Below are 26,455 nucleotides of genomic sequence, written 5' to 3'. Positions count from 1 at the left end.
TGCTGTCGGGGATGACGCTGGCGCTCAGGGCTTCCAGGGAGTCGAAGCCCAGGCTGTTGAGCATGGCTTGCTCGTCGTCCTGACGCGGGCCGATGTGGCGCGCGATGAATTCGTTGTGGGTGTCGAGGAGGGTAGTCATACATGTTCCTCAAGCGTCGGCGTGGTCTTTGATCAGGAGGTCGTAAGCGTTCTGGTCGAGCAGGTTGTCCATTGCACCGGTGTCGCTGGGGCGCAGGCGGAAGAACCAACCCGTACCCAGTGGGTCTTCGTTGACCCGCTCAGGGGAGTCTTCCAGCGTCGCATTCACGTCGACTACTTCACCGTCCAGCGGCATGCTGATGTTGCTGGCCGCTTTCACCGATTCCAGTACTGCCACTTCATCGCCGGCGCAGTAGGTACGCAACTCGGGCACCTGAACGAAGACCACGTCACCCAGCGCCGCTTGGGCATAAGGGGTGATCCCAACGGTGACCAGGCCATTACTCTCAAGACGTAGCCATTCGTGATCGACGGTAAAACGCAATTCGCTCATATCAACTCCTCAAAGGTCAGGCGTACCCGCTGCTGTGGCGGATGACGATGTTTGCAGGCTCGTGACGGGCAGCGAGCGTTGCCTGAGGGTTGAGAGCAAGTGTGGTGCCAATATTATTTATTCTTTACAAATCAATTACTTAATGTGTTTTTGGTGTTCTGTGAAGGGCCCTTTCGTATTGAAATCAATACAGGTGGCGGGGGGTGAGTGGACGAAGGGGAGGCCAGGCGGGGGAAACGCGGGAGTTGCGGCGTTATGTCTTGTATTCGATACGCTGTATCGATTTTCAGACAACGGTGGGTTCAGGCCTTGCCCGCAATGCCGTATTTACGCAGACGGATGGCGATGGCGCTGTGCGAAGATTGCAAGCGTGCGGCCAGTAAACGGCTGGAGGGATAACTGCTGTAGAGCTGTTCCAGCAGGTTCTTTTCAAAACCTTCGACGGCATCCTCCAGACTTCCAACCTCGCCATCGTTCTGCCGCGCCACGGCCGTCCTGGCGATATCCAGGTCTTCAATGTCCACCAGCGGGCTCTCGCAAATGGCGGCGGCGCGGAAGATCACGTTCTGCAGTTGCCGCACATTGCCCGGCCAGCGATTGCCGAGCAGCGCCGGATAGGTGCCGGGCGCCAGGCGGCAGACCGGACGCTGAATCTGTGCGCAGGCTTGTTGCATGAAGTGTTTAGCCATCAACAGGATGTCATGGCCGCGTTCACGCAATGGCGGCACTTGCAGATTGAGCACGTTCAGGCGGTAGAACAGGTCCTCGCGAAAGCTGCCTTCGCTGACCATCTTTTCCAGATCGCGATGGGTCGCGCTGAGGACCCGTACATTGACCTTGACCTCACGATCGCCACCGACCCGGCGGAAGCAGCCATCGCTTAAAAAACGCAGCAGTTTGGCCTGAAGGTAGGGCGACATTTCACCGACTTCGTCGAGGAACACCGTGCCCTGGTCGGCCAGTTCAAGGAGGCCGAGTTTGCCGCCACGCTGGGCACCGGTGAAGGCACCAGAGGCGTAACCGAACAGCTCGCTTTCGGCGAGGCTCTCGGGCAGCGCTGCGCAGTTGAGGGCCAGAAAAGGCGAATTATGTCTTGCGCTGATCGCGTGGCAGGCACGGGCCACCAGTTCTTTACCAGTCCCGGTTTCACCCTGAATCAGCAGCGGTGCGTCGAGCGCCGCGACCCGTTGTGCACGGGCCTTGAGGGTGCGAATCGCCGGGGACTCACCGAGCAGTGCATCGAAACCTTCGGCGTGGTCGTGGTGCAAGGCCGACAGTCGTTCGCCGATACGGTTCGGTTGATACAGGGTCAGCAGGGCGCCAGCGTCGGTGATCGGCAGGGCATCGAGCAGCAGGGTCTGGCCGCCGAGCGTGACCTCACGCATGGACAGGCGGTAACCGTGCTCGATCAATGTGAGTTGCAAGCTGGGGTCATCGAATAGCGCGGTCAGCGGCTCACCCGCCGGTTCACGGCCACACAGTGCGATCAGCGCCGGGTTGGCCAGCAGCACATGGCCGCGACCATCCACCGCCAGGACCGGGTCGGTGCTGGCCGCCAGCAAGGCATCCAGTTGCAGGCGTCGGCGTTGTCCCGGGAGGATGTCGACCATCGTCACCGATTGCACGCCTTGCACACCGAGAAAGGCTTCGCGCAGCTCCTCCAGGACATCGGCTTCAAGGGTCGGGGCATCGATGTAGACGTTTGGGGGCGCCATCTCGACGGCATCCAGATTGAAACTGCGTCGACCCAGCAGCGCGAGCACTTCCTGGGTGATGCCGACGCGGTCGATGAATGTGACGTGGATACGCATAGGTGGCCTGCAAGGGTTGCGAACGGGATCGCTGCGTCAATGAGTATGCCGGGCTCCGTTCGTTTGTGGCGAGCGTGACGCTCGTATCAGGTGCTGCGTGCCTTGCTCGAACAGGCTGCCAGATCCTCGAGGAAGGCCTGAAGTATCGGCGGCGGGGCAATGCCACGCCGGGTGATCACATCGAAGGGTGACATCAGCTGCAAGCTGGTGGGTGCCAGTTGGTGCATTTCGCCGGTCTTGATCCACTGGGCGGCAAAGTGCATGGGCAGAAAGCCCAGGTAGGCTCCGGAGATCAGCAAAATGGCCAGGGCTTCGATGTTATCCACGGTAGCCGCAGCCTTGTTGACGCCCAGATGCTCCAGGTCGTATTGCTGCATGTAGCCCCTGGCGACAATTCGGCTGGCGCCAATTTCTTCGAGCAGTTCGCTACCCTCGGCCTTGCTGCCATAGAGCGGGTGACGCCGCCCGCAATACAGCCCCAATGCTTCCTGATACAGCGGTGAGTGCAGCAGGCCTGGAACGTGGATCGGGAAGTGCCCGATGGCCAGGTGCAGTCGGCCGTCGAGCACGCGTTCCTCCAGTTCTGCGGGGGTGCCCACATACACGTTCAGATGCACATCATGCCCCCTGGACACGAAGCGCTGGGTGGTTCGCGGTATCGGTGAACCGGGGTCGGTAATGGTCGTGTCGATGATCCCCAGGTTGAGCTTGCCACTGATGTGCTGCTTGAGCACGTCGGCGTCCATGCAGAAATTTTCCACCGCCGAGAGCAGGCGCTGAGTGGCCTCATGGATTGCCACGCCTTGCTCGGTCAGGCGAAAGCCGCTGCGACCGCGTTGGCAGAGTTTGACCCCAAGTCGGGTTTCCAGATGGGTCATCTGTTCGCTGATGGTCGACTGGCCGGCATTCAACGCCGCCTGCGCGGCAGAAAAACCCCCGCACCTGACAATCGCGGCAAACACCCTGAGCAGCTTCAGATCGACATCGTGCAGCTGAATCACCTTGGACCTCCCATCTGTGGATGAATCGGAAATACCGATATGAGTATCTGATGTTTAGCATTTTTACCACGAAAACCTGCGCTCATAGTCATTCCAACGGCGGTCGTCCAGCAAGCCCGCTTAGCCAATAACAAGAATTGGAGATACCTGAAATGTCGAAGAATGGTTATGAATCCGGTCGCCTGAACTTACCGTTCGTGGGGCACTGCACCTTTGCAAAATCCGCGGTGTGCACCGATTGGGATGCGCTCGATGCCGACGTGGCGGTCCTTGGCGTCCCTAACGATATGGGGACTCAGTGGCGTTCCGGCGCACGCTTCGGACCACGCGGGATTCGCGAGGCATCGACGCTGTTCTCCTTCGGCCACGCCGGTGCCTATGACCACGAAGATGACGTCATGTACCTGACCGCATCGGACGTGCGCATGGTGGATGTGGGGGACGCCGATATCGTGCATACCGACATGGTTACGAGCAACGAGAACACCGAGTATGCCGTCCGCAAAATTCTTGATGCCGGTGTCATGCCCGTTGTGCTCGGTGGCGATCATTCAGTTCACGCTCCGGTGATCAAGGCATTCGAGGGCCGCGGTCCGATCCACATCATCCACTTCGATGCACACCTGGACTTCGTCGACGAGCGCCATGGCGTGCGCTATGGACATGGCAACCCGCTGCGTCGTGCTTCGGAAATGAACCACATCGTCGGCATGACCCAGATGGGCATCCGTAACGTGTCTTCTTCCAATCGCGATGACTACGAAGCGGCTCATAGCGCCGGCTCGAAGATCCTTTCGGTCCGCGATGTGCGCCGCCTCGGCACTGAAGGCGTGCTGGAGTTGATCCCGCAAAACATCAACTACTACATCACCATCGACATCGACGGTTTCGACCCGTCCATCGCCCCCGGTACAGGCACGCCCAGCCATGGCGGCTTCCTGTATTACGAAGTGCTGGAAATCATCCAGGCCTTGGCCAAGCGCAGTAAAGGCAACATCGTTGGTATGGATCTGGTCGAGGTGGCGCCCGTCTATGACCCTTCCGGCATTACCTCGATTCTGGCTGCGCAACTGTTGCTCAACAGCATCGGCTTCATCTTTCACGAGCGGGCTCAAGCGCGGCACTTAATGAGCGAAACCACCCCGGCCTGATTGTCCGGATCGATCATCGAACCACAGTGACCCGGCGTCACCTGGCCGCCGGGCAGAGAGAATAAAAATGGACACGATCGTCAAGCATTACCTGCAAAAATTCGGAGTATCCGAAGCCACCCAAACCTTCCTCGGCAAGGTTCAGAAGATGTTCATCGGTGGCGCCTGGGTCGAGGCCAGCGACGGGCAGACTAGCGATGTCATCGAGCCGTCGACCGAGGGGCTGATCACCCGTATTCCGATGGGTACCACGCAGGATCTGGATCGCGCCGTGCAAGCCGCCCGTGCACAGTTTGACGGCGGCGCCTGGCGTCAGGCCAAGCCAGCGGAACGCGAGCGGATGATGCACCGCTTGGCTGACCTGATTGAAAACAACGCCGCTGAACTGGCCGAAATCGAATCGATCGACATGGGTAAGTCCGCTGCCCAGGCACGGGATGTCGATATTCAGGGTACGGTCGATACCCTGCGTTATTTCGCCGGCTGGGCGACGAAGCTCCACGGGCGTACCGTCGAGCCGTCGTTACCCGGCAACTATCTGGCTTATACGCGTAAGGAACCAGTGGGTGTCGTCGGTGCCATCGTGCCCTGGAACTTCCCGTTGCAGACCATGGCCTGGAAGCTCGGTGCTGCCCTGGCAACCGGTTGCACCGTGGTGGTCAAACCCGCCGAGCTGACCTCGCTGTCGGCCTTGCGCTTCGCCGAACTGGTTCAGGAAGCCGGGATACCAGATGGGGTGATCAACATCGTGACCGGACGCGGCAGCGTGGTCGGTGCGGCCATGGCCACGCACCCAGGCATCGACAAGCTCACCTTTACCGGCTCGACGCCAGTAGGCCGCACCGTCGGACGCGCTGCGCTGGACGAAATGAAGCGACTCACCCTCGAACTCGGAGGAAAATCACCGGTAATCGTGCTGGCCGATGCGGACCTTAAGGCCACCGCCCAAGCCATCGCCAACGGGGTGTTCTTCAACTCGGGGCAGGTATGCGATGCCGGCACACGCGCTTATATTCATCGCAGCATCTACGACGAATTCCTGCGCGAGCTGATCGCCTACACACGGACGTTGAAGATTGCACCGGGTCTGGATCCAGACTGCTTCATCAGCCCGTTGGTATCAGCGTTGCAGAAGGAGCGAGTGACCGATTACATCGAAACCGGCAAGCGCGAGGGCGCCGAACTGGTCTACGGCGGTCAGCCTGTCGACGGCCCGGGGTTTTTCGTCGAGCCGACGATTTTTGCCCATTGCCGCAATGATATGCGCATCGTCCAGGAGGAGATTTTTGGTCCGGTTCTGGTGACCGCGCCTTTCGACGATGAAGAGGAGGCGTTGGCGCTGGCCAATGATTCACCTTACGGGTTGGCGGCCGCACTCTATTCCAATGACCTTGGACGTGTGCACCGTCTGATTCCACGGTTGCGGGCGGGTTCGGTCTACGTCAATGCCCACAGCACCATCGACCCGTCTATGCCGTTCGGTGGTTACAAGCAATCTGGATTCGGCAAGGATCTGGGGTCGGAACAACTCGATTACTTGCTGGAGACCAAGGCGGTCTGGATCACGCTGCCCTGAGTCTCGGCTGACGCTCATCTTTACCCGGCGCCAGTGGCGCCTTCAGAAATCGGGAACGGCAAGGACGCGCCCGGGCTTCGTTCACCCGAAAGAATGCGGTTATCTCGTCATGATCTTCCAACAATAAGAGTACGTCATGAACACTAACGCCAAGTCCGCCTCGAGCGTGTCCAGCCTTGACGACAAGTCCGTCGTCGAGGGGCATTCGATTGACTTCATCCCCGAGAACGAGCGCACCGACAAACTGTCGAGTCAGGGTCCGTTCTGGTTCCTCGGCAACTTCACGTTCTTTACCATGACCATCGGCTTCGTCGGTCCCAGTGTCGGACTGACCGCCTTATGGACCACGCTGGCCGGTACGCTGGGCATCATGTTCGGCACGCTGTTCATGGCCTTTCATGGCTCGCAGGGGCCGCACCTGGGGCTGCCACAGATGATCCAGTCGCGTGCGCAGTTTGGCTATCGTGGCGTTATTCTCGTGCTGCTGGCGACGCTGTTTGTGTTTGCCGGTTTCAACATCGTCAATCTCGTGTTGATGATGCAGGGCCTGCACACGCTATTCGGCTTCAACCCCGCGGTGGTGGCGGTGGCCGTGACGGTGCCGGCCGCCATATTGGCCATCCTCGGCCATGACTGGATGCACCGCAGTTTCAAATGGGCGTTGTATCTGTCGATTCCACTTTACGGTCTGGTGACGTTGGCGGTGTTGATGGGCTGGGTTCCCGATGCGCCGTTGCCGGCACTCGCGGTCGGTGAGGTTGCTCCGGCGCCACTGGGTTTCAACTGGACCGGTTTCATCGCCCAGTTCGCGGCGGCGGCGAGTTACAACATCGCTTATGCACCCTATGTTTCCGACTATTCGCGCTACCTGCCAAAGAACACCTCGAGCGGGAAACTGATCGCGGTGGTGTTTCTCGGGGCCTCGTTGTCCGGCGCCTGGATGATTTCCGTGGGTGGCTGGCTGGCCGATCACCTGCATTCCACTGACGTGCTGGTAGCCCTCGGCCAAGTGGGCAACACGGTGTCGCCGCTCATCGGTACCGCAGTGGTGGTCGTCACGATTCTGGCCTTCCTGCCGGTCATCGCCATGAATATTTACAGCGCGAAGCTGACCACGCTGACCTGCGTCGACTCTATCAAGCACATCGAGCCGACGCGCAAGGCGCGCATTCTGGCCATTGGTTTCGTGATCCTGCTGCAACTGGGCGTCGCCCTGAGCATCCAGAGTTCGGGTAAAGGACTGTCAGTGCTGGGTATCTACCTGGTGGTGATGTTGTACTTCCTGGTGCCATGGACCTCGGTCAACCTGACTGACTATTTCTTCGTCCGCAAGGGCCGCTACGCCATCCCGCACTTCTTCATGCCGCACGGCAACATCTACGGCAGTTGGGGCCTGCGCGGCATCGCCGCGTACGCGATCGGCTTCATATCCATGATCCCGTTCTTTTACATCTTCGACGGCGTTGAACAGCGTGAGGTCTATGTCGGCCCACTCGCAAAAGCACTCGGCAGCATCGATATCGCCTGGCTCGTCGGGTTGATCGTGTCGGGGTTGGCGTACTACTGGCTCAGCCGCTCGATTGACCTTGCGGGTGAAGAAGCCGTCATCCAGCACATCGAAAAAACATCTCCGCAATACACCACTGGCGACAAGCTGACCAAGCAGGCATTGCCGGTTTTCAACGGATCGACAGTCGGGAGATAACCATGACTATCCAAAAATACGATTACATCATCATCGGTGCAGGCTCGGCAGGTTGTGTACTGGCCAACCGTCTGAGCGAAGACCCCGACACCTCAGTGCTGGTGCTGGAGTTCGGCGGCAGTGACCGCAGTGTGGTGATCCAGATGCCAAGCGCGTTTTCGATCCCGATGAACACCAAGAAGTACAATTGGCGCTACGAGACCGAGCCGGAGCCTTACCTCAATGGACGTCGCATCCACTGTCCGAGAGGCAAGGTTCTGGGCGGTTCATCGTCGATCAATGGCCTGGTCTACATCCGTGGCCACGCTTATGACTTTGACGAATGGGCATCGCTTGGAGCTCAGGGCTGGGGTTACCGCAATTGCCTGCCTTACTTCAAGCGGGCAGAAAGCTACGAGGCAGGTGGCGACAGCTACCGTGGGCAAACCGGGCCGTTGCACACCACCAACGGCAATAACATGAAAAACCCGCTGTACGGCGCCTGGGTTGAAGCCGGTGCCGAAGCGGGCTACATCAAGACCGACGACTGCAACGGCTTCATGCAGGAAGGTTTCGGTGCCATGCACATGACAGTGAAAAATGGTGTGCGCTGTTCCACGGCCAATGCTTATCTGCGGCCGGCCATGGGGCGCCCGAACCTGACCGTGGTCACTCACGCGATGACGCGGCAGATCATCCTTGAAGGCAAAAAAGCCGTCGGGATCAGCTATGACCACCAAGGCCAGACTCACCAGGTCTATTGCAACCGGGAAATCCTCGTGTCGGCAGGTCCCATCGGTTCGCCGCACCTGTTGCAACGTTCCGGTATCGGTCCGGCTGAAGTTCTGCGCAAAGCCGGGGTCGAGGTCCGGCATGACCTGCCGGGGGTAGGGGAGAATCTGCAGGATCACGCAGAGGTCTACATCCAGTTCGGGTGCAAGGAACCGGTGACGCTCAATAGCAAAATGGATCCCCTGAGCAAGCTGTTGATCGGCCTGCGCTGGCTGTTGTTCAAGGACGGGCTTGGCGCCACCAATCATTTCGAGGCCGGTGGTTTCATCCGCTCCGAGAAGGGCCTGCGCTGGCCGGACATCCAGTTCCACTTTCTGCCCGCGGCGATGCGTTACGACGGTAATAAACCGATCAAGGGCCACGGCTTCATGGTGCTCACCGGGCCGAACAAACCCAAAAGCCGCGGCTATGTGCGAGTCCGTTCCGCTGACCCTTACGAGCATCCGCAGATTCAATTCAACTACCTGCAAAGCGAACAGGACCGGGAAGGTTTCCGCCGCTGTATACGCCTGACTCGGGAGATCATCGGGCAGCCTGCGATGGACCGTTTCCGCGACGGTGAGATCGCGCCTGGGCCGCAGGTGAGCAGCGATGAAGAGATCGACGCCTTCGTGCGCGAGAATCTGGAGAGCACCTACCACCCTTGCGGCTCGTGCCGCATGGGCGAGGACGACATGGCGGTGGTCGATTCCGAGCTGCGTGTGAGGGGTATCGCGGGTTTGCGAGTGATCGACTCTTCGGTGTTTCCAACGGAGCCCAATGGCAACCTCAATGCGCCGACCATCATGCTGGCCGAGCGGGCATCTGATCTGGTTCGCGGGCGCAAGATGCTGCCTGCGTCCGATGCAGCCGTCGGTCTAGCCAAAGATTGGGAGACCAGCCAGCGAACATCGCTGCCGGGACGCAACGTCAGGGTTTGATCCAACCGAGCGTATCGCCTGCGCCAGGTTAACGGGAAGTTGGCCTGGCTCAGCCACGAAGGCGTCTCGTGTGGGGTTTCAACGTTGACGTGATTTAAGGCACTGAGTCTGAGGATGCGCTGGAGGTGGTGCGCTGACGACGGCAGGGAAGTGCCGAGCCTGCCTAAATCAACTTTTCCGGTACGCGATGTTGGGCAAGTACAGCTGCACCTCCATGGCGTCATGAAGGAGTCTGAGGACCTCAATCACTTCGCTTGCATTCTGATAACGGCCGGACTGAACCAGGTCATTGATAACCTGTTCCTGGTGAGGGGTGAGAACAACTTGAGATCTCATTTTGCGGGGGAAGGTTTTTCCGATGCGGTCATGCGCATGGGCCTTTCTTCCCGACGTCGTTAAGTAGCGAAGCAGAATGCCTGGGCAGGCCTATGGAAATCAAGGCTGCGAGCAGCACGAATGCGCTCGATATCCATAAGCACGCACCCAGTCCATGCACCTGATAAACCCAGCCGGAGAGCACAGTGCCTATCAGCCGTCCCATGGCGTTCGACATGTAATAAAAACCCACATCCAGCGACACGCCGTCTTCCTTGGCATAGGACACGATCAGGTAGCTGTGAAGTGAGGAGTTCACCGCGAACAGCGCACCGAAAACCATCAATCCCCCTAACAGCACCACCTGTTGCGACAGCCCGGTGTTCAACCCGAGGGCGATTGCCACAGGAAGCCCCGCCAGAGCCAGCGCCCAAAGGAATGCGGTGCGGCCATCAGGGACATGTCCACGTTTCTTGCCAGTGATGCGCGGGGCGAACGATTGCACGATGCCGTAGCCAATCACCCAGGCCGCGAGGAATCCGCCGACCTTCCAGAAATCCCAACCAAAGACGCTGCTCAGGTAAACCGGCAAGGCCACCACGAACCAGACATCACGAGCACCGAATAGAAACATCCGCGCTGCTGAGAGAATGTTGATCGCCCGGCTCTTGGAAAGGATTTTACGAAACCTGGGCTTGGCCTTGGCTTTGCCCAGGTCCTTCTTCAGCAGAATCAGGCTGCTGATCCAGATCAGCGCCAGGACGCTCGCCATGGCCAACAACGCACCCTTGAAGCCCATCAGGGCGAGCAATGCCCCACCGAGAAAGAAACCGACACCCTTGAGTGCATTCTTCGAGCCGGTGAGGATGGCTATCCATTGGTAAAGCTTGCCCTGTTGCCCATCGGGCACCAGAAGTTTGATGGAGCTTTTGGCACTCATCTTGTTCAGGTCTTTGGCGATCCCGGACAACGCCTGAGCGCCCATCACCCAGGGGATGGTCAACAAGGCTAAGGGCACCGTCAGCATCAACAGCGCCGCGACCTGGATGCCCAGCCCAATGTTCATCGTCCGGTTCAGACCCAGCCGGGCGCCGAGATAGCCGCCCACAAGGTTGGTGATCACGCCAAAGAATTCGTAGAAAAGAAACAACGCCGCGATTTGCAGCGGGCTGTAGCCCAACGCGTGAAAGTGCAGCACCACCAACATGCGCAAGGCACCGTCGGTGAGGGTGAAGGCCCAGTAATTACCGGTGACGAGCAGGTACTGCCGCACTTCTGGAGCGAGGGCTGACAACGCTTTCATGACCGCTCCTTAGACTGCCAGCCCGACCATTCTGGCCAGTTCGACGGTGCGGTTGGCATAGCCCCATTCATTGTCGTACCAAGCGTAGAGTTTGACCTGGGTGCCATTGATGACCATGGTCGACAGTGCATCAATGATCGACGAGCGAGGGTCGGTGCGGTAGTCGATGGACACCAGCGGGCGTTCCTCGAAACCGAGGATGTCCTTCAGCTCGTTTTCCGAAGCATCCTTGAGGAACTGGTTCACTTCCTCGACGGTCGTGGCGCGCTCGACTTCGAAGACACAGTCGGTCAGCGAAGCGTTGGCCAGCGGCACACGTACCGCGTGACCATTCAGACGTCCGCGCAGCTGCGGGAAAATCTCGGCGATGGCGGTTGCCGAGCCGGTGCTGGTCGGGATCAGGCTCATGCCCGAAGCACGCGCCCGACGCAGATCCTTGTGGGGCTGGTCGAGGATGCTTTGGGTGTTGGTCAGGTCGTGGATGGTGGTGATCGAACCGTGGCGAATGCCCAGTTTCTCGTGGATCACTTTGACCACTGGAGCCAGGCAGTTGGTGGTGCATGAGGCCGCTGTGACGATGCGATGTTCGGCGGCATTGAACAGCTGATGATTGACGCCCATGACGATGTTCAACGCACCTTTTTCCTTCACTGGGGCGCTGACCACCACGCGCTTCACACCTTGCTCGAGGTAAGCCTGAAGCACAGCGACGGTCTTCATCTTGCCGCTGGCTTCAATCACCAGATCGCAGTCAGACCAATCGGTGTCGGCAATCGCCTTGTTGGCAGTTACCTTGATTCGTTTGCCATCGATGACAATGCTGTCGCCCTCGGAGTCGGCCTGGTAGTTCCAGCGGCCATGCACCGAGTCGAAGTTCAGAAGGTGCGCGTGAGTCGCCGCGTCACCTGCTGGATCGTTGATCTGCACGAACTCAAACTCTGGCCAGCTCCAGGCTGCTCGCAGAGCGAGGCGACCGATCCGGCCAAAACCATTGATGCCAACTTTGATAGTCATGTTGTTGTGCTCTGTATCTGTTGTCAGTGGGAGTTCGACTGGGCGTCGAACTGGCCGATGTGTTCGATATGGGCTGGATGCTGAATGGCGTGGCGGCTATTAGCGGTGCAGAGAAACAGGATTTTCATCGAGCGATCTCGTAGTCGAGGGCGCAATCAGGCGATTTTGCTTTCGCAGCAAGCGGCTGCCCGTTCAGGACGGTCACCCATTTGATGCGCTCATGAATTTCGTGATGGGTGTGACGGAATGCGTCGGGTTTGGTGTTGGTGGCCGGATTCTCAAAGCTCCAGGCCAATGCCTCGCCGGCATCAGGTAGAGACAGGCATTGCGCTGCGGGTTATCGAATATATGATTTCCCGTATGAGAGGTAAAGCGTCAGCAGCAGATGAACTCGATAAGACCGTTGAACTCTGCTGAGCATCATTATTGCCCCCTGAATCCAGAGAGAGCGGGAGATCCAACCGGGGACGGCCGGAGGCGACCTGTGGGCGCAGGAGTGCTGGACATCAATACGCTTGGCTACTCCTGCGTGTAGCCAGCCGTGTTGGATCTCGAATTCCAATCGAACAGGGGCGGATAAATCGCCCCTGGTTTTGCTGACGGATGAGATCGACCGCATCGAACCGGTTGCAGCCCCCCAGTACCTGAATCCAGATCAGGTTCCAGGGTATTGCGCGATGATCTGATCGATGCCTGCTTTAGTCAGGCCGACAATCTGATAAGCGTCGTGCTTTCCATCGACTTCCATCCCTGGCGAGCCTGCCGGCATACCGGGCGCAGCGATCCCGACCAGGTCATCGCGTTCGCTCATCGCAATTATTTGCTCAGCGGGTACGTGGCCCTCAACGAACTTCCCGTTGATCACCGCGGTGTGGCACGACGAGAGTCGTGGAACGACACCGAGGTCCTGTTTAACCGCACTCATGTTGGTTTCTACATGGTCAATGACGGTGAAGCCGTTGGCCTCAAGGTGCTGAATCCACTTCTTGCAGCACCCGCAGTTCGCATCTCGATGAACATCGATTGTCAGGGCCTGTGCCGCGTGAGCAGTTGAACCAATGAACAGTGCCGCGAATGTCGCGATGCGTAATGTTCGCAGACGAAAGTTATTGTGCATGGGTAATATCCTTGCCTTGGCAGCGGTGTGAACCTTTGAAGTTTCGACACCCGCTGCATGGGTGTGCTTGATGTTTCTACCTTGAGCGGGGGAGAAGTCTCCCCGATCACTCAAAGGGCTTGATGGTGTTGCTCAGGCAAATGACTCAGAACCACATCCGAATACCAGCCACAAATCGAGCCTCGTTGGTCTTTTGTCCTTCGTCTTCGGCCAGGTCGGCGGTTTTGCCGTAGGAGCGATTCCAGGTCACCCCGATATAGGGCGCAAATTCGCGGACAATTTCATAGCGCAAACGCAAGCCCACTTCGGTATTTGCCAAGCCCGAGCCAATGCCGCGCTGAGGATCGTTTTTCCCGTAAAGGTTCATCTCGGCGGTGGGCTGCAAGATCAGGCGATTGGTGAGCAGAATGTCGTAGTCACCCTCGAACCGAGCGGCGCTCTGGCCGTTCTCGCCGATGTAAGCAGTCGCTTCGGTTTCGAAGTTGTAGAGGGCCATCCCCTGAATACCAAGAGCCCCCCAAGTCTGTGGTGAGCCGGGTTTGAAGTCTTGGCGTACACCGGTGACGACATCCCACCACGGACCGATCGAATGCCCCCAAAGCGCCTGGAGTTCGGCGCTCTCGGTTACGCCGTTGGTACGTTCACCTTCCGAGCGCAACCACAGGCGATCAACGTCTCCACCAATCCATCCCTTTGCATCCCAGCTCAGTGCGCTGCCGTTGTCAGCATCCTGGTACTCGAACTTATCAAGCAGGATGAAGGCGTTGAGTTTTTTGTCGTGCACGCCATGACCAGCGACGGATGGAAAGGCGGCGGCACGATCAGCGTCGGTCAGTACCGGAATGGGGGTACGACTGGTGGTGGTCGCTCCTGAATCCATACTCATATTGCTGTGGTCCATGCTCTCCATGCCGTCCATTTGGCCTTGGTCCATGTTCATCTTGCCGTGATCCATGGCCCCCATCTTGCTATGGTCCATGGTTCCCATCGAACCGTGATCCATCTCTTCAGCGGCGTTGGCCAAGGCAGAGAAAGCAGGACTGACGGAGACTGCCAGTGCAATCAAGGCTGGGCGTAAAAGCATACTGGTCATGATCTCAATCTGCCTGTTTGGTTTTTGGGTCATGATCCATCGACTCATGGCTCATCGTGTTGTGGTCCACTGCCCCGTGTTCAGGTTTGGACTCGCTCATCAGCGATTTACGATTTAGGTAAGTGCTCATAACCCGTCTCATTTACTCATCAACCCGTACTTCACGGAACATGCCCATTTCCATATGGAACAGCAGGTGACAGTGATAGGCCCAGCGACCCAGAGCATCGGCGGTGACTCTATAGCTGCGTTTGGTTCCGGGCGGCATGTCAATCGTGTGTTTGCGCACCATGAATTTGCCGTTCTCATCTTCAAGGTCGCTCCACATGCCGTGGAGGTGGATGGGGTGGGTCATCATGGTGTCGTTCACCAGCGTGATGCGCAGGCGCTCGCCATATTTGAGGCGCAACGGTTCGGCGTCAGAGAACTTGATGCCGTTGAACGACCACGAGAACTTCTCCATGTGACCAGTCAGGTGCAGCTCGATGGTGCGATTGGGTTCGCGGCCATCAGGATCCTGGAAAGTACTTTTCAGGTCAGAATAGGTGAGCACGCGACGACCATTGTTTCGTAAGCCAATGCCGGGATCGTTGAGCTTTGGCGTTGGGCTCATGGCCTGCATGTCAACCAAGGGGTTGTTGGTTTCGGAAGCGGGGTGAGTCTGCATTTCTCCCCCCATACCACTCATGCCGGCCATTCCCGACATATCGCCATGGTCCATCCCAGCCATCTTGCTGTGATCCATGCCGGCCATGTTGGACATGTCGCCTTGGTCCATACCGGTCATCTTGCTGTGGTCCATGCCAGCCATGTTGGACATATCGCCCTTGTCCATGCCGGTCATCTTGCTGTGATCCATGCCGGTCATGCCGGTCATATCACCTTGATCCATGCCGGTCATTTTGCTGTGATCCATCCCGGCCATCCCCATGTCATCCATGGTCAAAAGAGGGCGGGGATCAATCGCCGGTACCGGCGCCTTCAACCCTTCGCGTACCGCCAGGGTTCCGCGTGCATAACCGGTGCGATCCATGGATTGGGCGAAGATGGTGTAAGCCTCTTCGCTGGAAGGTTCCACGATCACGTCATAGGTTTCTGCTACGGCGATGCGGAATTCGTCGACGCTGACCGGTTTGACGTGTTGGCCGTCGGCGGCCACAACGGTCATTTTCAAACCAGGAATACGAACGTCGAAGTAGCTCATGGCCGAGCCGTTGATAAAGCGCAGGCGCAGCTTTTCACCCGGTTTGAAAATGCCGGTCCAGTTGCCATTGGGGGCCTGGCCATTCATGAGGTAGGTGTACGTATCCCCACTGACGTCTGCGAGATCGGTGGGGTTCATTTTCATTTCGGCCCACATCTTCCGATCGGCCACGGCTGCGGACCAGCCTTGCTTGCTGACATCGTCGATGAAGTCGCCAACAGTACGTTTGTGGTGGTTGTAGTAGTCCGATTGTTTCTTCAGCTTGGCCATGACGCGACCAGGATCTTCATCGGTCCAGTCGGTCAGCATCACCACGTAATCGCGGTTGTATTGAAAAGGTTCAGGCTCTTTTGAGTCGATCACGATTGGACCGTAGACGCCTGACTGTTCCTGTAAACCAGAGTGGCTGTGGTACCAGTACGTACCGTTCTGATGAACTTTGAATTTGTACTCGTACATGCCATCGGGTGCGATGCCATGGAAACTCAAACCAGGTACACCGTCCATATTGGCCGGCAGAATGATCCCGTGCCAATGGATAGAGGTGTCCTGGTCCAGGCGGTTTTTCACACGCAGTGTGACCGTTTCTCCTTCGCGCCAGCGCAGCAGAGGCCCCGGCAGAGTGCCATTGATGGTCATGGCTGTGCGCGGCGAACCGGTGATGTTTACCGGGGTTTCACCAATAAACAGATCAAACTCGTTGCCAGTCAGTACGCTCGGCAGACCAGGACTGGTCACTGCCCATACAGGGGTGCGCCACAGACCAAGGCCGCCAAGAATGCCACCCGCTGCCAGGCCTTTGACAAAGGTCCGCCTGGAGGTTTTGGAATGCATGCCGTATATGTCCAATCAATCAAAAGGGGAGCTGTGCGAAACAACCAGTGAGTTGCCCATACAGGTTGAAGGCACTCTCTCGGGAGTTCGTATTGGTCCCGGATGAGCTTCGCCCGCCGTCACTAAAGACGAATTGATACGGCAAGCGAGCTCAGAAATTGCCACATTTGAACCACCACAGTGATTACATTTCTGTCAGCTTGAGAGTGCGCTCAGCTATTCAGCAATCAGTGTGCTCGAGTGCTTTGGTTTTACTTTCTGCGACGGGAGGTTGAGTGCCTTGGGTTTGGGCTACTTGGTACGATTCCATTGAATCCTTCCTGGCCGCGTCCATCCGTGCGAATGTCCGGTCACCACCACCTTCGGCCATAGCGAGAGAAGAGACGGTCAAGGCAGTGATGACAAGCAGGGTTTTGACGGATTTCATTTGGGTATCCTCGGATGAGTTTTGTTTTCCCCTTTGAATCCACATCAGGATGATGATTCTTGGGGCTGAGCTTCAGGCTCGATACAACTTTAAAACCCGTTCCCTGTCAGAAGCCTTAAGTGAGCATTACCGTTGTGTCAGGTTGCGACTTCCTTCTTGAACAGATGCGTAAGCGCAGCGCAGGTTCAAGACATGATGCCCATACCCATGATGAGTGCGCACATGGCCATATTTGAGTAGCGCTTGCTGACATCTATCTGAGGCCAGGATTACTTTTCTGTCAGTTTCTGCTTGGCTGGACCTATTCATTGCAAACTCAGTCCGTCCTCACTTTGAGATCCACCCTCATGAGACTTCTGGTTGCTGAAGACGAACCAAAAACAGGTATCTATTTGCAGCAGGGCCTCACAGAGTCGGGGTTCAATGTCGATCGCTTTACCAATGGTACGCAGGCGCTTCAGCACGCCTTGAGCGAGGCGTATGACCTGCTGATTCTCGATGTCGTGATGCCCGGCCTGGATGGCTGGGAAGTACTTCAGAAGGTGCGTGCATCCGGGAAGGATGTTCCCGTCCTCTTCCTGACTGCGCGAGACCGTGTTGAAGATCGAGTAAAGGGGCTTGAGCTTGGAGCCGATGATTACCTGATCAAACCCTTCGCGTTTTCTGAATTGTTGGCCCGCGTTCGAACGCTACTGCGTCGGGGTAACAGTGCGCCTTCGCAAACCCATATGAAACTGGCCGATCTGGAGGTGGACCTGCTCAAGCGCAGGGCCATTCGTGGAGGCAAACGCATAGACCTCACGGCGAAGGAATTTGCGTTGCTCGAGCTGTTGCTGCGCCGCCGGGGTGAGGTGCTGCCAAAGTCACTTATCGCCTCCCAGGTCTGGGACATGAACTTCGACAGCGATACCAATGTTATCGAGGTCGCGGTGAGGAGGCTGAGAGCAAAGATCGACGACGACTTTGAGGTCAAGCTGATCCATACCTCGCGGGGCATGGGTTACATGCTCGACGCACCAGACTCGGAGTCGCAATTCGCTCCTCATGAGTGATCAAGCACCGAATTGATAACCATGGTTTGCGACCTCGCTCTCAGATGGACTGAGCGCTTTGAAGTGTCCAGAAAGTCTTGAAGTCGGGGCGGATGGGACAGCGCGTTATGCCCCGTGAGGCCCCCTGATTCCGGGCATAGAGCCAGTCCCAAGCTGACTGAAATGTAATCGAACGGTCCGCGTTCATGTGGCATCGTGTATCTGCACTGTGACGCTGGAGTCTTGGCCAACGCCCCCATGTTCAGTATGTACCAGGACGCGGAATACGCCGGGTATTCGTTTGTGGTTATAACAAGAATCGGAAAGTAAAAACCAGATATCCCCCCCAACCAAACCTCGAATCAACAGCTCATGCTGTGAGGAGTCTTGCATGTCATTCTTTAAAACTACCACCGTAGCCGTTGCGCTTACCGCTGGTTTGCTGATTAGCGCAGTCGCTCAAGCACATCCCAAACTCCTTTCTTCCACGCCTGCTGAAGGTTCGGACTCTGCGGCACCTACAAAAATTGAACTGCACTTTTCTGAGAATCTCACGACTCAGTTCTCTGGTGCAAAACTGATCATGACCGATATGCCAGGCATGCCGAACTCTCCAATGGGTGTTAAATCCGGTGTTTCCGGCGGCGCCGATCCAAAAATGATGGTTATCACGCCTGCTTCTCCGCTGACCACTGGTACCTACAAGGTTGAATGGCGTGCTGTCTCTTCGGACACTCATCCCATCACCGGCAACTTCTCTTTCAAAGTGAAATGATTCATGAGCGACTCAATTAATATCGTGATTCGCTTTGCTCTTTATTTGGACCTGATGCTGCTGTTCGGATTGGCAATTTTTGGTGTGTACAGCCTCAGGGGAAAAGAGCGAGTATCTGGCACGGTCTTGAACTTTGAGTCGCTCCTTTTCGGTACATCCACTATCGGCGTACTTCTATCCCTTGCTGCTATGTTGCTGCTGGCAAAAACAATGAGCGGCGTTTCAGGGTTTATGGAGCTTCATCACCATATCTTTCAAATGGTCCTTATGGGGACTGATGTCGGTTTGACCTGGATGGTCCGAATAGCTGCTCTGCTATGGGCAATTATCGCCGTCACATTGAATAAGCGCTTTCCGACACTCAGTCTCTGGATGGTCACCGCATGTGGAGCCATTGCACTGGCCACCCTGGCATGGACAGGACACGGTGCCATGGATGAAGGTAGCCGTCGCTATTGGCATTTCATTAGCGATATCTTCCATCTTTTAGCCGCAGGTGGCTGGTTGGGGGCTCTCGCGGCGTTTGCTCTGCTGCTGCGTTTGAAATCACTGAAGGGCGAGCAAGAGGCACGAATTCTTGCTCGGGTACTGACAGGATTTGAATCGGCTGGCGCGGTGATTGTAGTGATCCTAAGCATCACCGGTGTAGTGAATTACCTTTTTATCATAGGTCCAGCCCTCGATGAGGTGATGCTGAGCACTTATGGCATATTGCTGTTTTTGAAAATTCTACTATTTTCCGGAATGATCGTACTGGCCATTCTCAACCGTTTTCATCTAAGTCCGCTATTAGAACGATCAGTTCGAAATGGAGAGTATTCAGTCGCGGTCAACGCTTTGCGGCGTAGCATGACCTTCGAATTTTCAATGGCTGTGGTCATAGTGTGCCTTGTTGCATGGCTGGGGACTTTGAGCCCGGAGATGGAAATGAGCTCTGCATAGACGTTTGAATCGCCCCTGGTTTTGTAGGCACCTCCAAGCCTTGAAGTGAGGTCCATCAGGAGATGCCATGAGCACCAGCGTTACGATTCAGTGGGCGCATACGGGTAATCGATGGTTCTTGATCGACATCAACTTCATCGGCGTGCTGGCTCTGTAGGTAGAGGAACACCCATACGATGCAAGGGGATCGGGCAGGCCAAAACTTTTCCTTACATCCGAAGCACTCCTGGCGTGTCTGTTGGGGGGCGACAGGTACTGTTCGGCGAACTCCTTCGGTATGCGTCCGGCCAACACACCTTCTTGACACCGCCGCTTAAGGTAAGTGTCTGCCAAACACATCGGCCTCTCGAGCTTTCACACGGCTTGCAAAAGTTATGTGAATGGGGCTAGATCGCCTTTAAACGTCAATTCACCACATGCCTCGTCGCCAGGATCTATTTATGTCGCTGAGTTTTCATAAAATGCACGCAAATGGCGATGACTTCGTTATTGTCGACTCGCGAAACTCGGCCAATCCGATGACAAGTACCATGGCTCGGCGAATGGGTGATCGGAACCGAGGAGTCGGATTCAATCAACTCGCGGTGGTGCTCGATTGCGATGATGCAGTTGCGCGCTTGATGTTTTGGAATGCCGATGGCTCCACGCTGGATGCTTGTGGCAGCGCAACGCGAGGTGCCGCGGATATGCTGATGCGCGAATCTAATATTACTTCGGTAGCGCTCCGAACCAACCGTGGTCTACTAACTTGCGAACGAACCTCAAGCGGGGCAATTTCTGTCAACATGGGGGAGCCGCTTTTCGGCTGGTCGGATATTCCCCTGGCTCTGGAACTGGATACTGCTGTTTTGCCACTTGCTGGTGGCCCAACAGCGTGCAGCATGGGAAATCCGCACTGCACCTATTTTGTGGATGATCTAACAGCCGTTGATATAGCGACAATCGGACCGACAATTGAAACCAACCCACTATTTCCCCTCAGGACGAACGTGCATTTCGTCCAGATCATTAACCGAAAGCACATTCGGTTGCGCATTTGGGAGCGCTGGGGTGGTATTCCGCTCGGTTCAGGTTCCTGCTCTTGTGGCGCCGCTGTCAGCGGAATTCGTCGTGGCTTGTTAGACAATTCCGTTGAGGTTGAATGTGATGGCGGAACCGTAACGGTTCAATGGGATGGCGTAGGACCTGTCTTTCTCATCGGACCGGTAGAGACAATTTTTTCGGGAACAATCACGGATAGCTTATTACAGGTTTTATAGCTGCTATATCGTGATAAACAGAGGAATTAATCATTCCTTACAAAATTAAGCCAGTTGCCATCTATGCGGCAGCAGTTCGGCAATCGCACACTGCGTTGGCAGGCGCGTGAGGACGTCCTTCAAATAAGCATACGGATCATGCCCGTTGAGCCGTGCCGATTGGATCAAACTCATGATCGCGGCTGCACGTTTGCCGCTGCGCAATCCACTGGTAACAGCCGCGCAGCAGCTATTGTGATGGCCCCTCCGGTAGGCATTTGTACGCGTCCAACCGGGGGCACGACAGGGTCGCCACCTTCAGCCTTGAGCAAAGCGGTTCCTTCAAAGCAGTAGGACATACGTCGATCGATTCCCGATAGTCATCAAGCTTGGCGCTGCATTACTGGGATGGATTGCCGGCACCATGGCCATCACCGATATCAGCTTACCCTCGTCATCTTCCGCGCTGTATTACCCAGCCGGGTTGACGGGCGCGGTCCTGGTTCTGATTGCAGGAAGGCTGGTGGCCAAGCGCAATACATCGCACTCAGTAGAGTCTTCCGAATCCGGAAGGAGTGAGTAGCAATGGGACAGGATATTTTCGCTGTACGGGGCGAGTCAGCACCAAACGGTTGTCTGCGGGTTGCAATCAATCCGGGCAACCCTGTATTGGCGCAGCGAGACGAACTCTACGTCCAATGGTGCAATGAGCCCGGCAAGCTCTTTGAGATGCACTGCGACTTCTTCAGGCAAACCTCCAAATTGATGCGCAGCCCGCGCACGCCCAGCTCATGCATTTCTTTCAATCGCTCGGGTGAGACGGGTAAATCGAGCACAGCGACCGCCCGCGCCCGGTCACTGCCCAATTGCTTGAGTGCATCGATCATGCAGCGATTGTCCCCTGCATAGGGGCTTGGCTGCACGAGCACTATTGGGGCTGGATAATCTCATAGCGATGTCCGCAAGGGCCGCTGCGGCGTTTTCGAACCCAGGAACCAGGGGCTCGAAAATCTGCAACGGCCTCGGACCTTCCGTTATCGGCCCGCCACCCATCGGCCTGACCCTCAGCGCCTGTCGGCGTAAGGCGCTATGGGTTCGACCGGCAACGGCAGGTTGCCTTGCCAGGGGTCGAAGGTGTAACGCAGGTAGAGCAAGGCCCGGCTCGGCGCGTAGCCCTCGCTGTGCTGCCAGGTGATGCCGGAGCCCAGGACCAGGTTGTCCGATAGCCTGCGTTCGAACAGGCCTTGCAGGCGGACGTTGACCCCGTGGCTACTGCTACCGGGGTTGACCAGGCTGGTGTCATCGGAGAGCTCGTATCCGGCCTGATTGACCAGGCTGAGCAATTTATCGGTCTCGCCGTGCGGGTAAAGATCACTATCGCTCGTTTTGGCATAGGACCAGCCCACCGAGCTTTCCAACAGCACGGACCAGTCGGCGTTACGCCAGGCATAGTTGAGCGGTACACCGATGGAATAGTACTGCTGCGGGCTGTAGTAACCACCCTGACCCAAGGTGTACTCGCTCAGATTCTTGTTGTACCCCCAATACATGACGGTCAGACCGGTACGAAGACGCTCGTCGGCGCGGTCAGTCAGGCGGTAATAATAGCCAGCCATGGCTGATCGACGCTGGTTGTCTGCGACGTTCTTGCCTCGCAGCCAGTGAGCGCCAAGGCTGGCCCAGACACCGTCGACACCCCCTTCGTCATGGCTGAGCCCCAGCGTGAGGCCATTGGATGTGACACCTCCCCAGGTGATGCCAGTGACCGGGTCGACCGCGCCCGAGTAGGACACCAGAGAGTTGCTCATCGGCCGCCTCGAGGCCGTCAGGGACCAGCCGATAGAGCGCCAGTCACTGCTATAGCTGACCCCGCCGAGCCAGTTCGGCACCTTGAAACCCTCCGGCGAGTGCCCCAGATCCAGCGCCCAGCGCTCGTTTTTCCAGCCCATCGCCAGGCTCGTGCCGTTGATGCTTTCGGAGGTGCTCGGGCAGCCGTTGGGCACGAGTGCGCCGCTCGTCCGGTTGCGTAGCTGCACTGCACAGGTGCCGAACTGCTTGCGATGCAGGCCATCGGTATCGGTGTCGAAACTCCCGACATCCAGCTCGACCTGTTCTGCCTGTAGAAAACCCTGGCCTTCGGCAATCGGCGCATCCAGGCGCAGGATGGTGGTCTGTGTGGTCAGGTCGGAAATCCCCGACGACGAGTTGTCCGTACGCCAGGCGAAGTCATGGTAGAGGTGCACCGTCGGGTTCTGCGCCTGGTACAGGGTGTCCACGTCACTGCGCAGGCTGCGCGGCAGCCACTCGTCGGCGTCCTTCGCCCGGCTGGCCAGGGTCATGGCGCGATCGTCGCGGGGGTTGGCCTGCGCGGGATCGGTCAAGCCGGCGGCAGCCATGCTGCGGGCATAGTTGTCCAGCGCCTGCTGGGGCTGCTGGCGGGACATCAGCCGCGCCGCGTCTCGATACAGCAGCGGATCGCTCTGTGGCGTCTCGAGCAGACGGGCGTACAGCGCGCGCGCCTTGTCCGGCTGGTTCACCCCGGTCCAGGCATTGGCCAGGCGTCGCTGGTAGGCCGCCGGCGCATTCGCTGGCACCGCCAGTTGTTCCAGGGCGTGCTGCGCCGGCACAGGCTTGCCGCGGGCAATCAGGGTTTCGATCAGGCCCAGCTGCGCCTCGGCGTTGCGCGGCTCGCGCTGCAGGACTTGCCGATAGTAGGTCTCGGCTTGCAGCTGATCGCCGCGCTGGTAGGCCCAGTCCGCCAGGGTCGCCAGATCGTCGGTGCTCGGCGCGCGCAGCAGCAGGGCGATCGCCTGCGGCTCGTGACCGGCATCACGCAGGGCTCGGGCCCGGGCCAACAGTTGGCGGCGTTCGACCCGGCTGGACAGGTCGCGCATATTGTCGTCCCACTGCGCCGCGGGAATGGCGGCCAGGGTGGCGAGAGTCTCGCTGTCGCGCCCGATCGAGGCCAGGTACAAGCCGTGGGCGTAACGGGCCGGGGCATTGCTGCCCTGGCGCTGGATCAACTGGCGGAAGCTGTCTTCGGCCGCGCTGTCTTGCCCCTGTGCGTGCTGGGCATTGGCCAGGCGATAGGTCAGCCAGGGATCGTCCGGGGCGAGTGGCCGGGCCTTGAGCAGCACCCGCGAAACCGTCGGCCAGTCGGCGCGCCGGGTCGCGGCATCGGCCTGGAGGTTGAGACGATCGAGCTCCAGGCTCCGGCGCAAGGCCGCAAATTCGCGTTGGGTGGCCGCCGGCAAGGTGTCGAGGTAGGCCTGGGCCTTTTCCGGCGCTTGCGCCTGGTACAGACGCACCAGGGCGCGCACCGCCTTGCCGTTGTCGGGCTGCAGCTTGCGCGCCTGCAACAGCAGGGCCTCGGCCTGAATGTCTTCGCCTTCGGCCAGGGCGATGTTGGCCAGGCCCACCAGCCAGTCGGCTTCGTCGGGTTTGACCTGGCGCGCCTGTTGATAGGCCTTGCGGGCCGCTGCCAGGTCCTTGCGCTCCAGGGCTTCGTCGCCCTGTTGCAGCAGCATCCAGTTGCGGTTGGCCAGCTGCAGGTCTTTCCACTTGCTGATCCAGGAAGTGTCCTGTTCCTTGCGCAAGGCCTCGGTGAACGCCGCATAGGCCTGGTCATGCTTGTTCTGATGCATCAATGCGGTGCCCAGGAAACCGATCAGGCTGGCATCGTCCGGGTAGCTGCGCGAAGCGCGGCGCAGGAGCTTTTCGGCGCCGACATTGTCGTTGGCCTCCAGCAGCTCCTTGCCTTTGACGCCGGCCTGCCAGGCCGGATCGCCGAGCAACTGGCGCTGGTGCTGCAGCTGCTTGTTTGCCTGGTTCTTGAAGGTCGAATAGGGGTAATGCCGCTGGAAGTCTTCCCAGGCGCGAGCGGTTTCGCTGCTGACCGGCAGCTTGCTCAGGTAGTTGTATTCGCGCTCGGAGGCGGGGTTGCTGGTCTGGGGATCGCCAGCCAGCTGGTGCAGAATCGCCAGGGCTTCGGCATCGCGCTGTTCGGCGAACAGCAGGCCGGCGAGCATCTGGCGCAGCCCCGCGTTACCCGGGTACTGGCTGTCGAGGCTCTGCAACTGCTGGATCACCGCGGGGCGCTGGCCGCTGATGCCACTGCGCACGCCCCAGTATTCCAGCGCGCTGGAGAAGTCCGGCGGCTCACTGCCGAACAGCTCCTGGTACTGTGCCACCGCTTCTTCGGCCCGTCCGGCAGCTGTCAGCAGCCGGGCTTGTTGCAACAGATGCTGACCGTCCTTGCTCTGCAGCTTGATCAGGGCCTGGGCCTGGCGCAGCGCCGGCGAACCCGGGGCCTGGCGGCGCAATTGCTCCAGGCGTTGCTCGACCAGCGGCTGGTTATGTTGCAGCAGGGCCTGGCGAATCCCGCCGACCAAGACCTGCGGATGTTGCGGAGCAATCGACTCCAGGCGCGCCAGCGAGTCGCGCACCAGGTCCTCGCGATACATCGCTTCGCCCAGGCGTACCTGTTCGAGCAGCCACTGTTGCTGTTCCTGGGGTGTAACCGGCTGAGCCAGCGCGGTGCCCGACAAGCAGCTCAACACCAACGTCCATTGCGACACGACTTTGCGCATGAGCACTACTTGCATGATGAAGTCCACGCCGGCAGCAGCCGGCCGTCCTTGTCGAAACGATAACGCTGTTGGTCCCAGCCTTGGCCGAACATCAGCAGTGATTGGTTGTAATAGGCGTCCGCCGGGGGCGGGTTCTGGCGTAGGCGTTCGCGTTGGGCCGCCAACGCCGCACCGCCTTCGGCTGTGCTGGCCAGCAGCGGCAACAGCGCCGCCGAGAAGCCAACCGGGCCGACGCCCTCTGCAGTGCCCTGGGCGACATCCACACGCTCCGGCGGATGGCCGAGCCGCGCCGTCAGCGCCACCATGGGTTGCGCCTGCGCGAGCAACTCGGCCCTGCCCGGGACTTGAGGATCGAGCATGCCCAGCCAGAGGTAGACGCGGATCGCGTCATAGCTGCCGAGCGCGCCCTTGGCGTCCGCTGCCCAGCCTTGCCCGGTTTTCCAGACCACCCAGTCGGCGGGCTGGCCCTTGGGCGAGCTTTCCAGCAGCAGGCGCCGGGTACTGTTCGCCACGTCGCGCCACACGGGTGCGACCAGGGCAAAACGCGCCAGCAGTTGTGGCGGCAGGTAGCTGGGGTTGAGCCGCCAGCCGTCGGCGGATTCGAAGCCGGCATCCCCCGGCAACAGCATCAGGCCCAGCCCGGGCAGCGGGCGCAGGGTTTGCGCGGCGCTGCGCCAGAGCATGTTGCGGCCAAGGGTTTCATAATCCGGCCGCTTCCAGAGGCGGCCGGCCTCCAGCAGGCTGTAGGCCATCCACAAGTCGGCATCGCTGGCGTTGTTCGGATCCAGCACCTGCCAGCGACCCTCCTTGCTCAGGCCCCACTGCCAGGCGGGCAGTTGGCGGTTCAGGTCGCCGCCGGCGAGGTTGTCCCGGGTCCATTTCAGCAGCTTGGCGAAGCTGTCACGGTCGTTGCCCAGCAGGGCAAAGAACATTCCGTAGCTCTGGCCTTCCGAGGTGGTGATCTGCTGCATCGAGTGATCGATCACCCGTCCATCGGGGCTCACCATCGCCTTCTTGTAGCTCTCCCAGGCCGGCCAGGTGCACTCGGCGGCAGCCGCCAGACCCGGCAGGCTCAGGGCCAACGCCCATGCGATGGCGGCTTTCAT

At 58.5% G+C, this 26,455-nt stretch carries 23 protein-coding genes and 1 pseudogene; 9 read left to right on the top strand and 15 right to left on the bottom strand.

All coding sequences use genetic code 11. From position 1 onward, the window contains the following. The 4 genes from AC07O1_RS20430 to AC07O1_RS20415 all read right to left on the bottom strand — a co-directional run. Positions 1 to 139: hypothetical protein (locus AC07O1_RS20430; RefSeq protein WP_495089931.1), on the bottom strand; the 139-nt coding region annotated here is incomplete at its 3' end. A gap of 9 nt (positions 140 to 148) precedes the next feature. Continuing rightward, entirely contained in the window at positions 149 to 532 is a 384-nt protein-coding gene (gene gcvH, locus AC07O1_RS20425) for a glycine cleavage system protein GcvH (RefSeq protein WP_495089928.1), read from the bottom strand. A gap of 302 nt (positions 533 to 834) precedes the next feature. Then, the gene (gcsR, locus tag AC07O1_RS20420) at positions 835 to 2,343 is read right to left on the bottom strand and encodes a transcriptional regulator GcsR (RefSeq protein ID WP_494993169.1); all 1,509 of its coding nucleotides are present in this window, start codon (positions 2,341 to 2,343) and stop codon (positions 835 to 837) included. Between the two features lie 86 nt (positions 2,344 to 2,429). Beyond that, positions 2,430 to 3,344, bottom strand: a complete 915-nt coding sequence (locus tag AC07O1_RS20415; RefSeq protein ID WP_495013294.1) for a LysR family transcriptional regulator — start codon at positions 3,342 to 3,344, stop codon at positions 2,430 to 2,432. A gap of 152 nt (positions 3,345 to 3,496) precedes the next feature. Here AC07O1_RS20415 and speB point away from each other — a divergent pair, with 152 nt between their 5' ends. The 4 genes from speB to betA all read left to right on the top strand — a co-directional run bounded on the left by speB (position 3,497) and on the right by betA (position 9,467). Continuing rightward, complete coding sequence (gene speB, locus AC07O1_RS20410) at positions 3,497 to 4,495, top strand: agmatinase (protein ID WP_494993167.1); 999 nt, start codon at positions 3,497 to 3,499, stop codon at positions 4,493 to 4,495. A 67-nt stretch (positions 4,496 to 4,562) separates the two neighbouring features. Continuing rightward, positions 4,563 to 6,071, top strand: a complete 1,509-nt coding sequence (locus AC07O1_RS20405) for an aldehyde dehydrogenase family protein (RefSeq protein ID WP_495089927.1) — start codon at positions 4,563 to 4,565, stop codon at positions 6,069 to 6,071. A gap of 136 nt (positions 6,072 to 6,207) precedes the next feature. Beyond that, complete coding sequence (locus tag AC07O1_RS20400) at positions 6,208 to 7,776, top strand: purine-cytosine permease family protein (RefSeq protein ID WP_495089926.1); 1,569 nt, start codon at positions 6,208 to 6,210, stop codon at positions 7,774 to 7,776. Positions 7,777 to 7,778: 2 nt separating this feature from the next. Next, positions 7,779 to 9,467, top strand: a complete 1,689-nt coding sequence (gene betA, locus AC07O1_RS20395; protein ID WP_495089925.1) for a choline dehydrogenase — start codon at positions 7,779 to 7,781, stop codon at positions 9,465 to 9,467. Between the two features lie 168 nt (positions 9,468 to 9,635). Here betA and AC07O1_RS20390 read toward each other — a convergent pair whose 3' ends face one another. The 7 genes from AC07O1_RS20390 to AC07O1_RS20360 all read right to left on the bottom strand — a co-directional run bounded on the left by AC07O1_RS20390 (position 9,636) and on the right by AC07O1_RS20360 (position 16,774). Continuing rightward, positions 9,636 to 9,803 carry a ribbon-helix-helix domain-containing protein gene (locus tag AC07O1_RS20390; RefSeq protein WP_495089924.1) on the bottom strand — a complete coding sequence of 56 codons (168 nt, stop codon included), beginning with the start codon at positions 9,801 to 9,803 and terminating at the stop codon, positions 9,636 to 9,638. Positions 9,804 to 9,831: 28 nt separating this feature from the next. Continuing rightward, on the bottom strand, positions 9,832 to 11,085 hold the full coding sequence (arsJ, locus tag AC07O1_RS20385) for an organoarsenical effux MFS transporter ArsJ (protein WP_495089923.1): 1,254 nt from the start codon (positions 11,083 to 11,085) through the stop codon (positions 9,832 to 9,834). Between the two features lie 9 nt (positions 11,086 to 11,094). Beyond that, entirely contained in the window at positions 11,095 to 12,099 is a 1,005-nt protein-coding gene (locus AC07O1_RS20380) for an ArsJ-associated glyceraldehyde-3-phosphate dehydrogenase (protein WP_495089922.1), read from the bottom strand. Between the two features lie 655 nt (positions 12,100 to 12,754). Beyond that, positions 12,755 to 13,216, bottom strand: coding sequence for a DUF411 domain-containing protein (locus AC07O1_RS20375; RefSeq protein WP_495089921.1), 462 nt, complete (start codon positions 13,214 to 13,216; stop codon positions 12,755 to 12,757). 145 nt (positions 13,217 to 13,361) lie between these two features. Beyond that, complete coding sequence (locus tag AC07O1_RS20370; protein WP_495089930.1) at positions 13,362 to 14,342, bottom strand: copper resistance protein B; 981 nt, start codon at positions 14,340 to 14,342, stop codon at positions 13,362 to 13,364. A 109-nt stretch (positions 14,343 to 14,451) separates the two neighbouring features. After that, positions 14,452 to 16,347 carry a copper resistance system multicopper oxidase gene (locus tag AC07O1_RS20365; protein WP_495089920.1) on the bottom strand — a complete coding sequence of 632 codons (1,896 nt, stop codon included), beginning with the start codon at positions 16,345 to 16,347 and terminating at the stop codon, positions 14,452 to 14,454. A gap of 220 nt (positions 16,348 to 16,567) precedes the next feature. Continuing rightward, entirely contained in the window at positions 16,568 to 16,774 is a 207-nt protein-coding gene (locus AC07O1_RS20360; protein WP_495089919.1) for a co-regulatory protein PtrA N-terminal domain-containing protein, read from the bottom strand. Between the two features lie 347 nt (positions 16,775 to 17,121). On the opposite strand from AC07O1_RS20360, the gene AC07O1_RS20355 reads away from it, so the two are divergent. The 4 genes from AC07O1_RS20355 to dapF all read left to right on the top strand — a co-directional run bounded on the left by AC07O1_RS20355 (position 17,122) and on the right by dapF (position 20,781). After that, positions 17,122 to 17,826, top strand: coding sequence for a heavy metal response regulator transcription factor (locus AC07O1_RS20355; RefSeq protein ID WP_495089929.1), 705 nt, complete (start codon positions 17,122 to 17,124; stop codon positions 17,824 to 17,826). Between the two features lie 370 nt (positions 17,827 to 18,196). After that, positions 18,197 to 18,580: a copper homeostasis periplasmic binding protein CopC gene (gene copC, locus AC07O1_RS20350; RefSeq protein ID WP_495089918.1), complete on the top strand. Its 384-nt coding sequence runs from the start codon at positions 18,197 to 18,199 to the stop codon at positions 18,578 to 18,580. A 3-nt stretch (positions 18,581 to 18,583) separates the two neighbouring features. Next, entirely contained in the window at positions 18,584 to 19,522 is a 939-nt protein-coding gene (gene copD / locus AC07O1_RS20345) for a copper homeostasis membrane protein CopD (protein ID WP_495089917.1), read from the top strand. A gap of 440 nt (positions 19,523 to 19,962) precedes the next feature. After that, entirely contained in the window at positions 19,963 to 20,781 is an 819-nt protein-coding gene (dapF, locus tag AC07O1_RS20340; RefSeq protein WP_495089916.1) for a diaminopimelate epimerase, read from the top strand. A gap of 45 nt (positions 20,782 to 20,826) precedes the next feature. On the opposite strand, the pseudogene AC07O1_RS20335 reads toward dapF, so the two are convergent. Further along, a pseudogene (locus AC07O1_RS20335) lies at positions 20,827 to 20,985 on the bottom strand (transposase domain-containing protein); the annotation flags it as partial. Positions 20,986 to 21,038: 53 nt separating this feature from the next. Here AC07O1_RS20335 and AC07O1_RS20330 point away from each other — a divergent pair. Beyond that, complete coding sequence (locus AC07O1_RS20330; RefSeq protein WP_495089915.1) at positions 21,039 to 21,140, top strand: beta-propeller fold lactonase family protein; 102 nt, start codon at positions 21,039 to 21,041, stop codon at positions 21,138 to 21,140. 309 nt (positions 21,141 to 21,449) lie between these two features. Here the strand turns inward: AC07O1_RS20330 and AC07O1_RS20325 are convergent, their stop codons facing one another. The 3 genes from AC07O1_RS20325 to bcsZ all read right to left on the bottom strand — a co-directional run bounded on the left by AC07O1_RS20325 (position 21,450) and on the right by bcsZ (position 26,455). Continuing rightward, complete coding sequence (locus tag AC07O1_RS20325) at positions 21,450 to 21,647, bottom strand: hypothetical protein (RefSeq protein WP_495089914.1); 198 nt, start codon at positions 21,645 to 21,647, stop codon at positions 21,450 to 21,452. Between the two features lie 177 nt (positions 21,648 to 21,824). Then, positions 21,825 to 25,364 (bottom strand): cellulose synthase complex outer membrane protein BcsC, encoded by a 3,540-nt coding sequence (gene bcsC / locus AC07O1_RS20320; protein ID WP_495089913.1) that lies wholly within the window; start codon positions 25,362 to 25,364, stop codon positions 21,825 to 21,827. Further along, positions 25,355 to 26,455, bottom strand: coding sequence for a cellulose synthase complex periplasmic endoglucanase BcsZ (gene bcsZ / locus AC07O1_RS20315; protein WP_495089912.1), 1,101 nt, complete (start codon positions 26,453 to 26,455; stop codon positions 25,355 to 25,357). Before bcsZ ends, bcsC begins: the two co-directional genes overlap by 10 nt.

It is taken from the genome of Pseudomonas sp. GW821-FHT07G10, assembly GCF_059418545.1.
This window is presented reverse-complemented; position numbering and strand designations above follow the sequence as displayed.

Bases quoted from the DNA above. Each gene is read 5' to 3' on its own strand.
- gcvH (WP_495089928.1), bottom strand. From the start codon at position 532: ATGAGCGAATTGCGTTTTACCGTCGATCACGAATGGCTACGTCTTGAG.
- gcsR (WP_494993169.1), bottom strand. From the start codon at position 2,343: ATGCGTATCCACGTCACATTCATCGACCGCGTCGGCATCACCCAGGAA.
- speB (WP_494993167.1), top strand. From the start codon at position 3,497: ATGTCGAAGAATGGTTATGAATCCGGTCGCCTGAACTTACCGTTCGTG.
- AC07O1_RS20405 (WP_495089927.1), top strand. From the start codon at position 4,563: ATGGACACGATCGTCAAGCATTACCTGCAAAAATTCGGAGTATCCGAA.
- AC07O1_RS20400 (WP_495089926.1), top strand. From the start codon at position 6,208: ATGAACACTAACGCCAAGTCCGCCTCGAGCGTGTCCAGCCTTGACGAC.
- betA (WP_495089925.1), top strand. From the start codon at position 7,779: ATGACTATCCAAAAATACGATTACATCATCATCGGTGCAGGCTCGGCA.
- AC07O1_RS20390 (WP_495089924.1), bottom strand. From the start codon at position 9,803: ATGAGATCTCAAGTTGTTCTCACCCCTCACCAGGAACAGGTTATCAAT.
- arsJ (WP_495089923.1), bottom strand. From the start codon at position 11,085: ATGAAAGCGTTGTCAGCCCTCGCTCCAGAAGTGCGGCAGTACCTGCTC.
- AC07O1_RS20380 (WP_495089922.1), bottom strand. From the start codon at position 12,099: ATGACTATCAAAGTTGGCATCAATGGTTTTGGCCGGATCGGTCGCCTC.
- AC07O1_RS20375 (WP_495089921.1), bottom strand. From the start codon at position 13,216: ATGCACAATAACTTTCGTCTGCGAACATTACGCATCGCGACATTCGCG.
- AC07O1_RS20370 (WP_495089930.1), bottom strand. From the start codon at position 14,342: ATGACCCAAAAACCAAACAGGCAGATTGAGATCATGACCAGTATGCTT.
- AC07O1_RS20365 (WP_495089920.1), bottom strand. From the start codon at position 16,347: ATGCATTCCAAAACCTCCAGGCGGACCTTTGTCAAAGGCCTGGCAGCG.
- AC07O1_RS20360 (WP_495089919.1), bottom strand. From the start codon at position 16,774: ATGAAATCCGTCAAAACCCTGCTTGTCATCACTGCCTTGACCGTCTCT.
- AC07O1_RS20355 (WP_495089929.1), top strand. From the start codon at position 17,122: ATGAGACTTCTGGTTGCTGAAGACGAACCAAAAACAGGTATCTATTTG.
- copC (WP_495089918.1), top strand. From the start codon at position 18,197: ATGTCATTCTTTAAAACTACCACCGTAGCCGTTGCGCTTACCGCTGGT.
- copD (WP_495089917.1), top strand. From the start codon at position 18,584: ATGAGCGACTCAATTAATATCGTGATTCGCTTTGCTCTTTATTTGGAC.
- dapF (WP_495089916.1), top strand. From the start codon at position 19,963: ATGTCGCTGAGTTTTCATAAAATGCACGCAAATGGCGATGACTTCGTT.
- AC07O1_RS20325 (WP_495089914.1), bottom strand. From the start codon at position 21,647: ATGATCGATGCACTCAAGCAATTGGGCAGTGACCGGGCGCGGGCGGTC.
- bcsC (WP_495089913.1), bottom strand. From the start codon at position 25,364: ATGCAAGTAGTGCTCATGCGCAAAGTCGTGTCGCAATGGACGTTGGTG.
- bcsZ (WP_495089912.1), bottom strand. From the start codon at position 26,455: ATGAAAGCCGCCATCGCATGGGCGTTGGCCCTGAGCCTGCCGGGTCTG.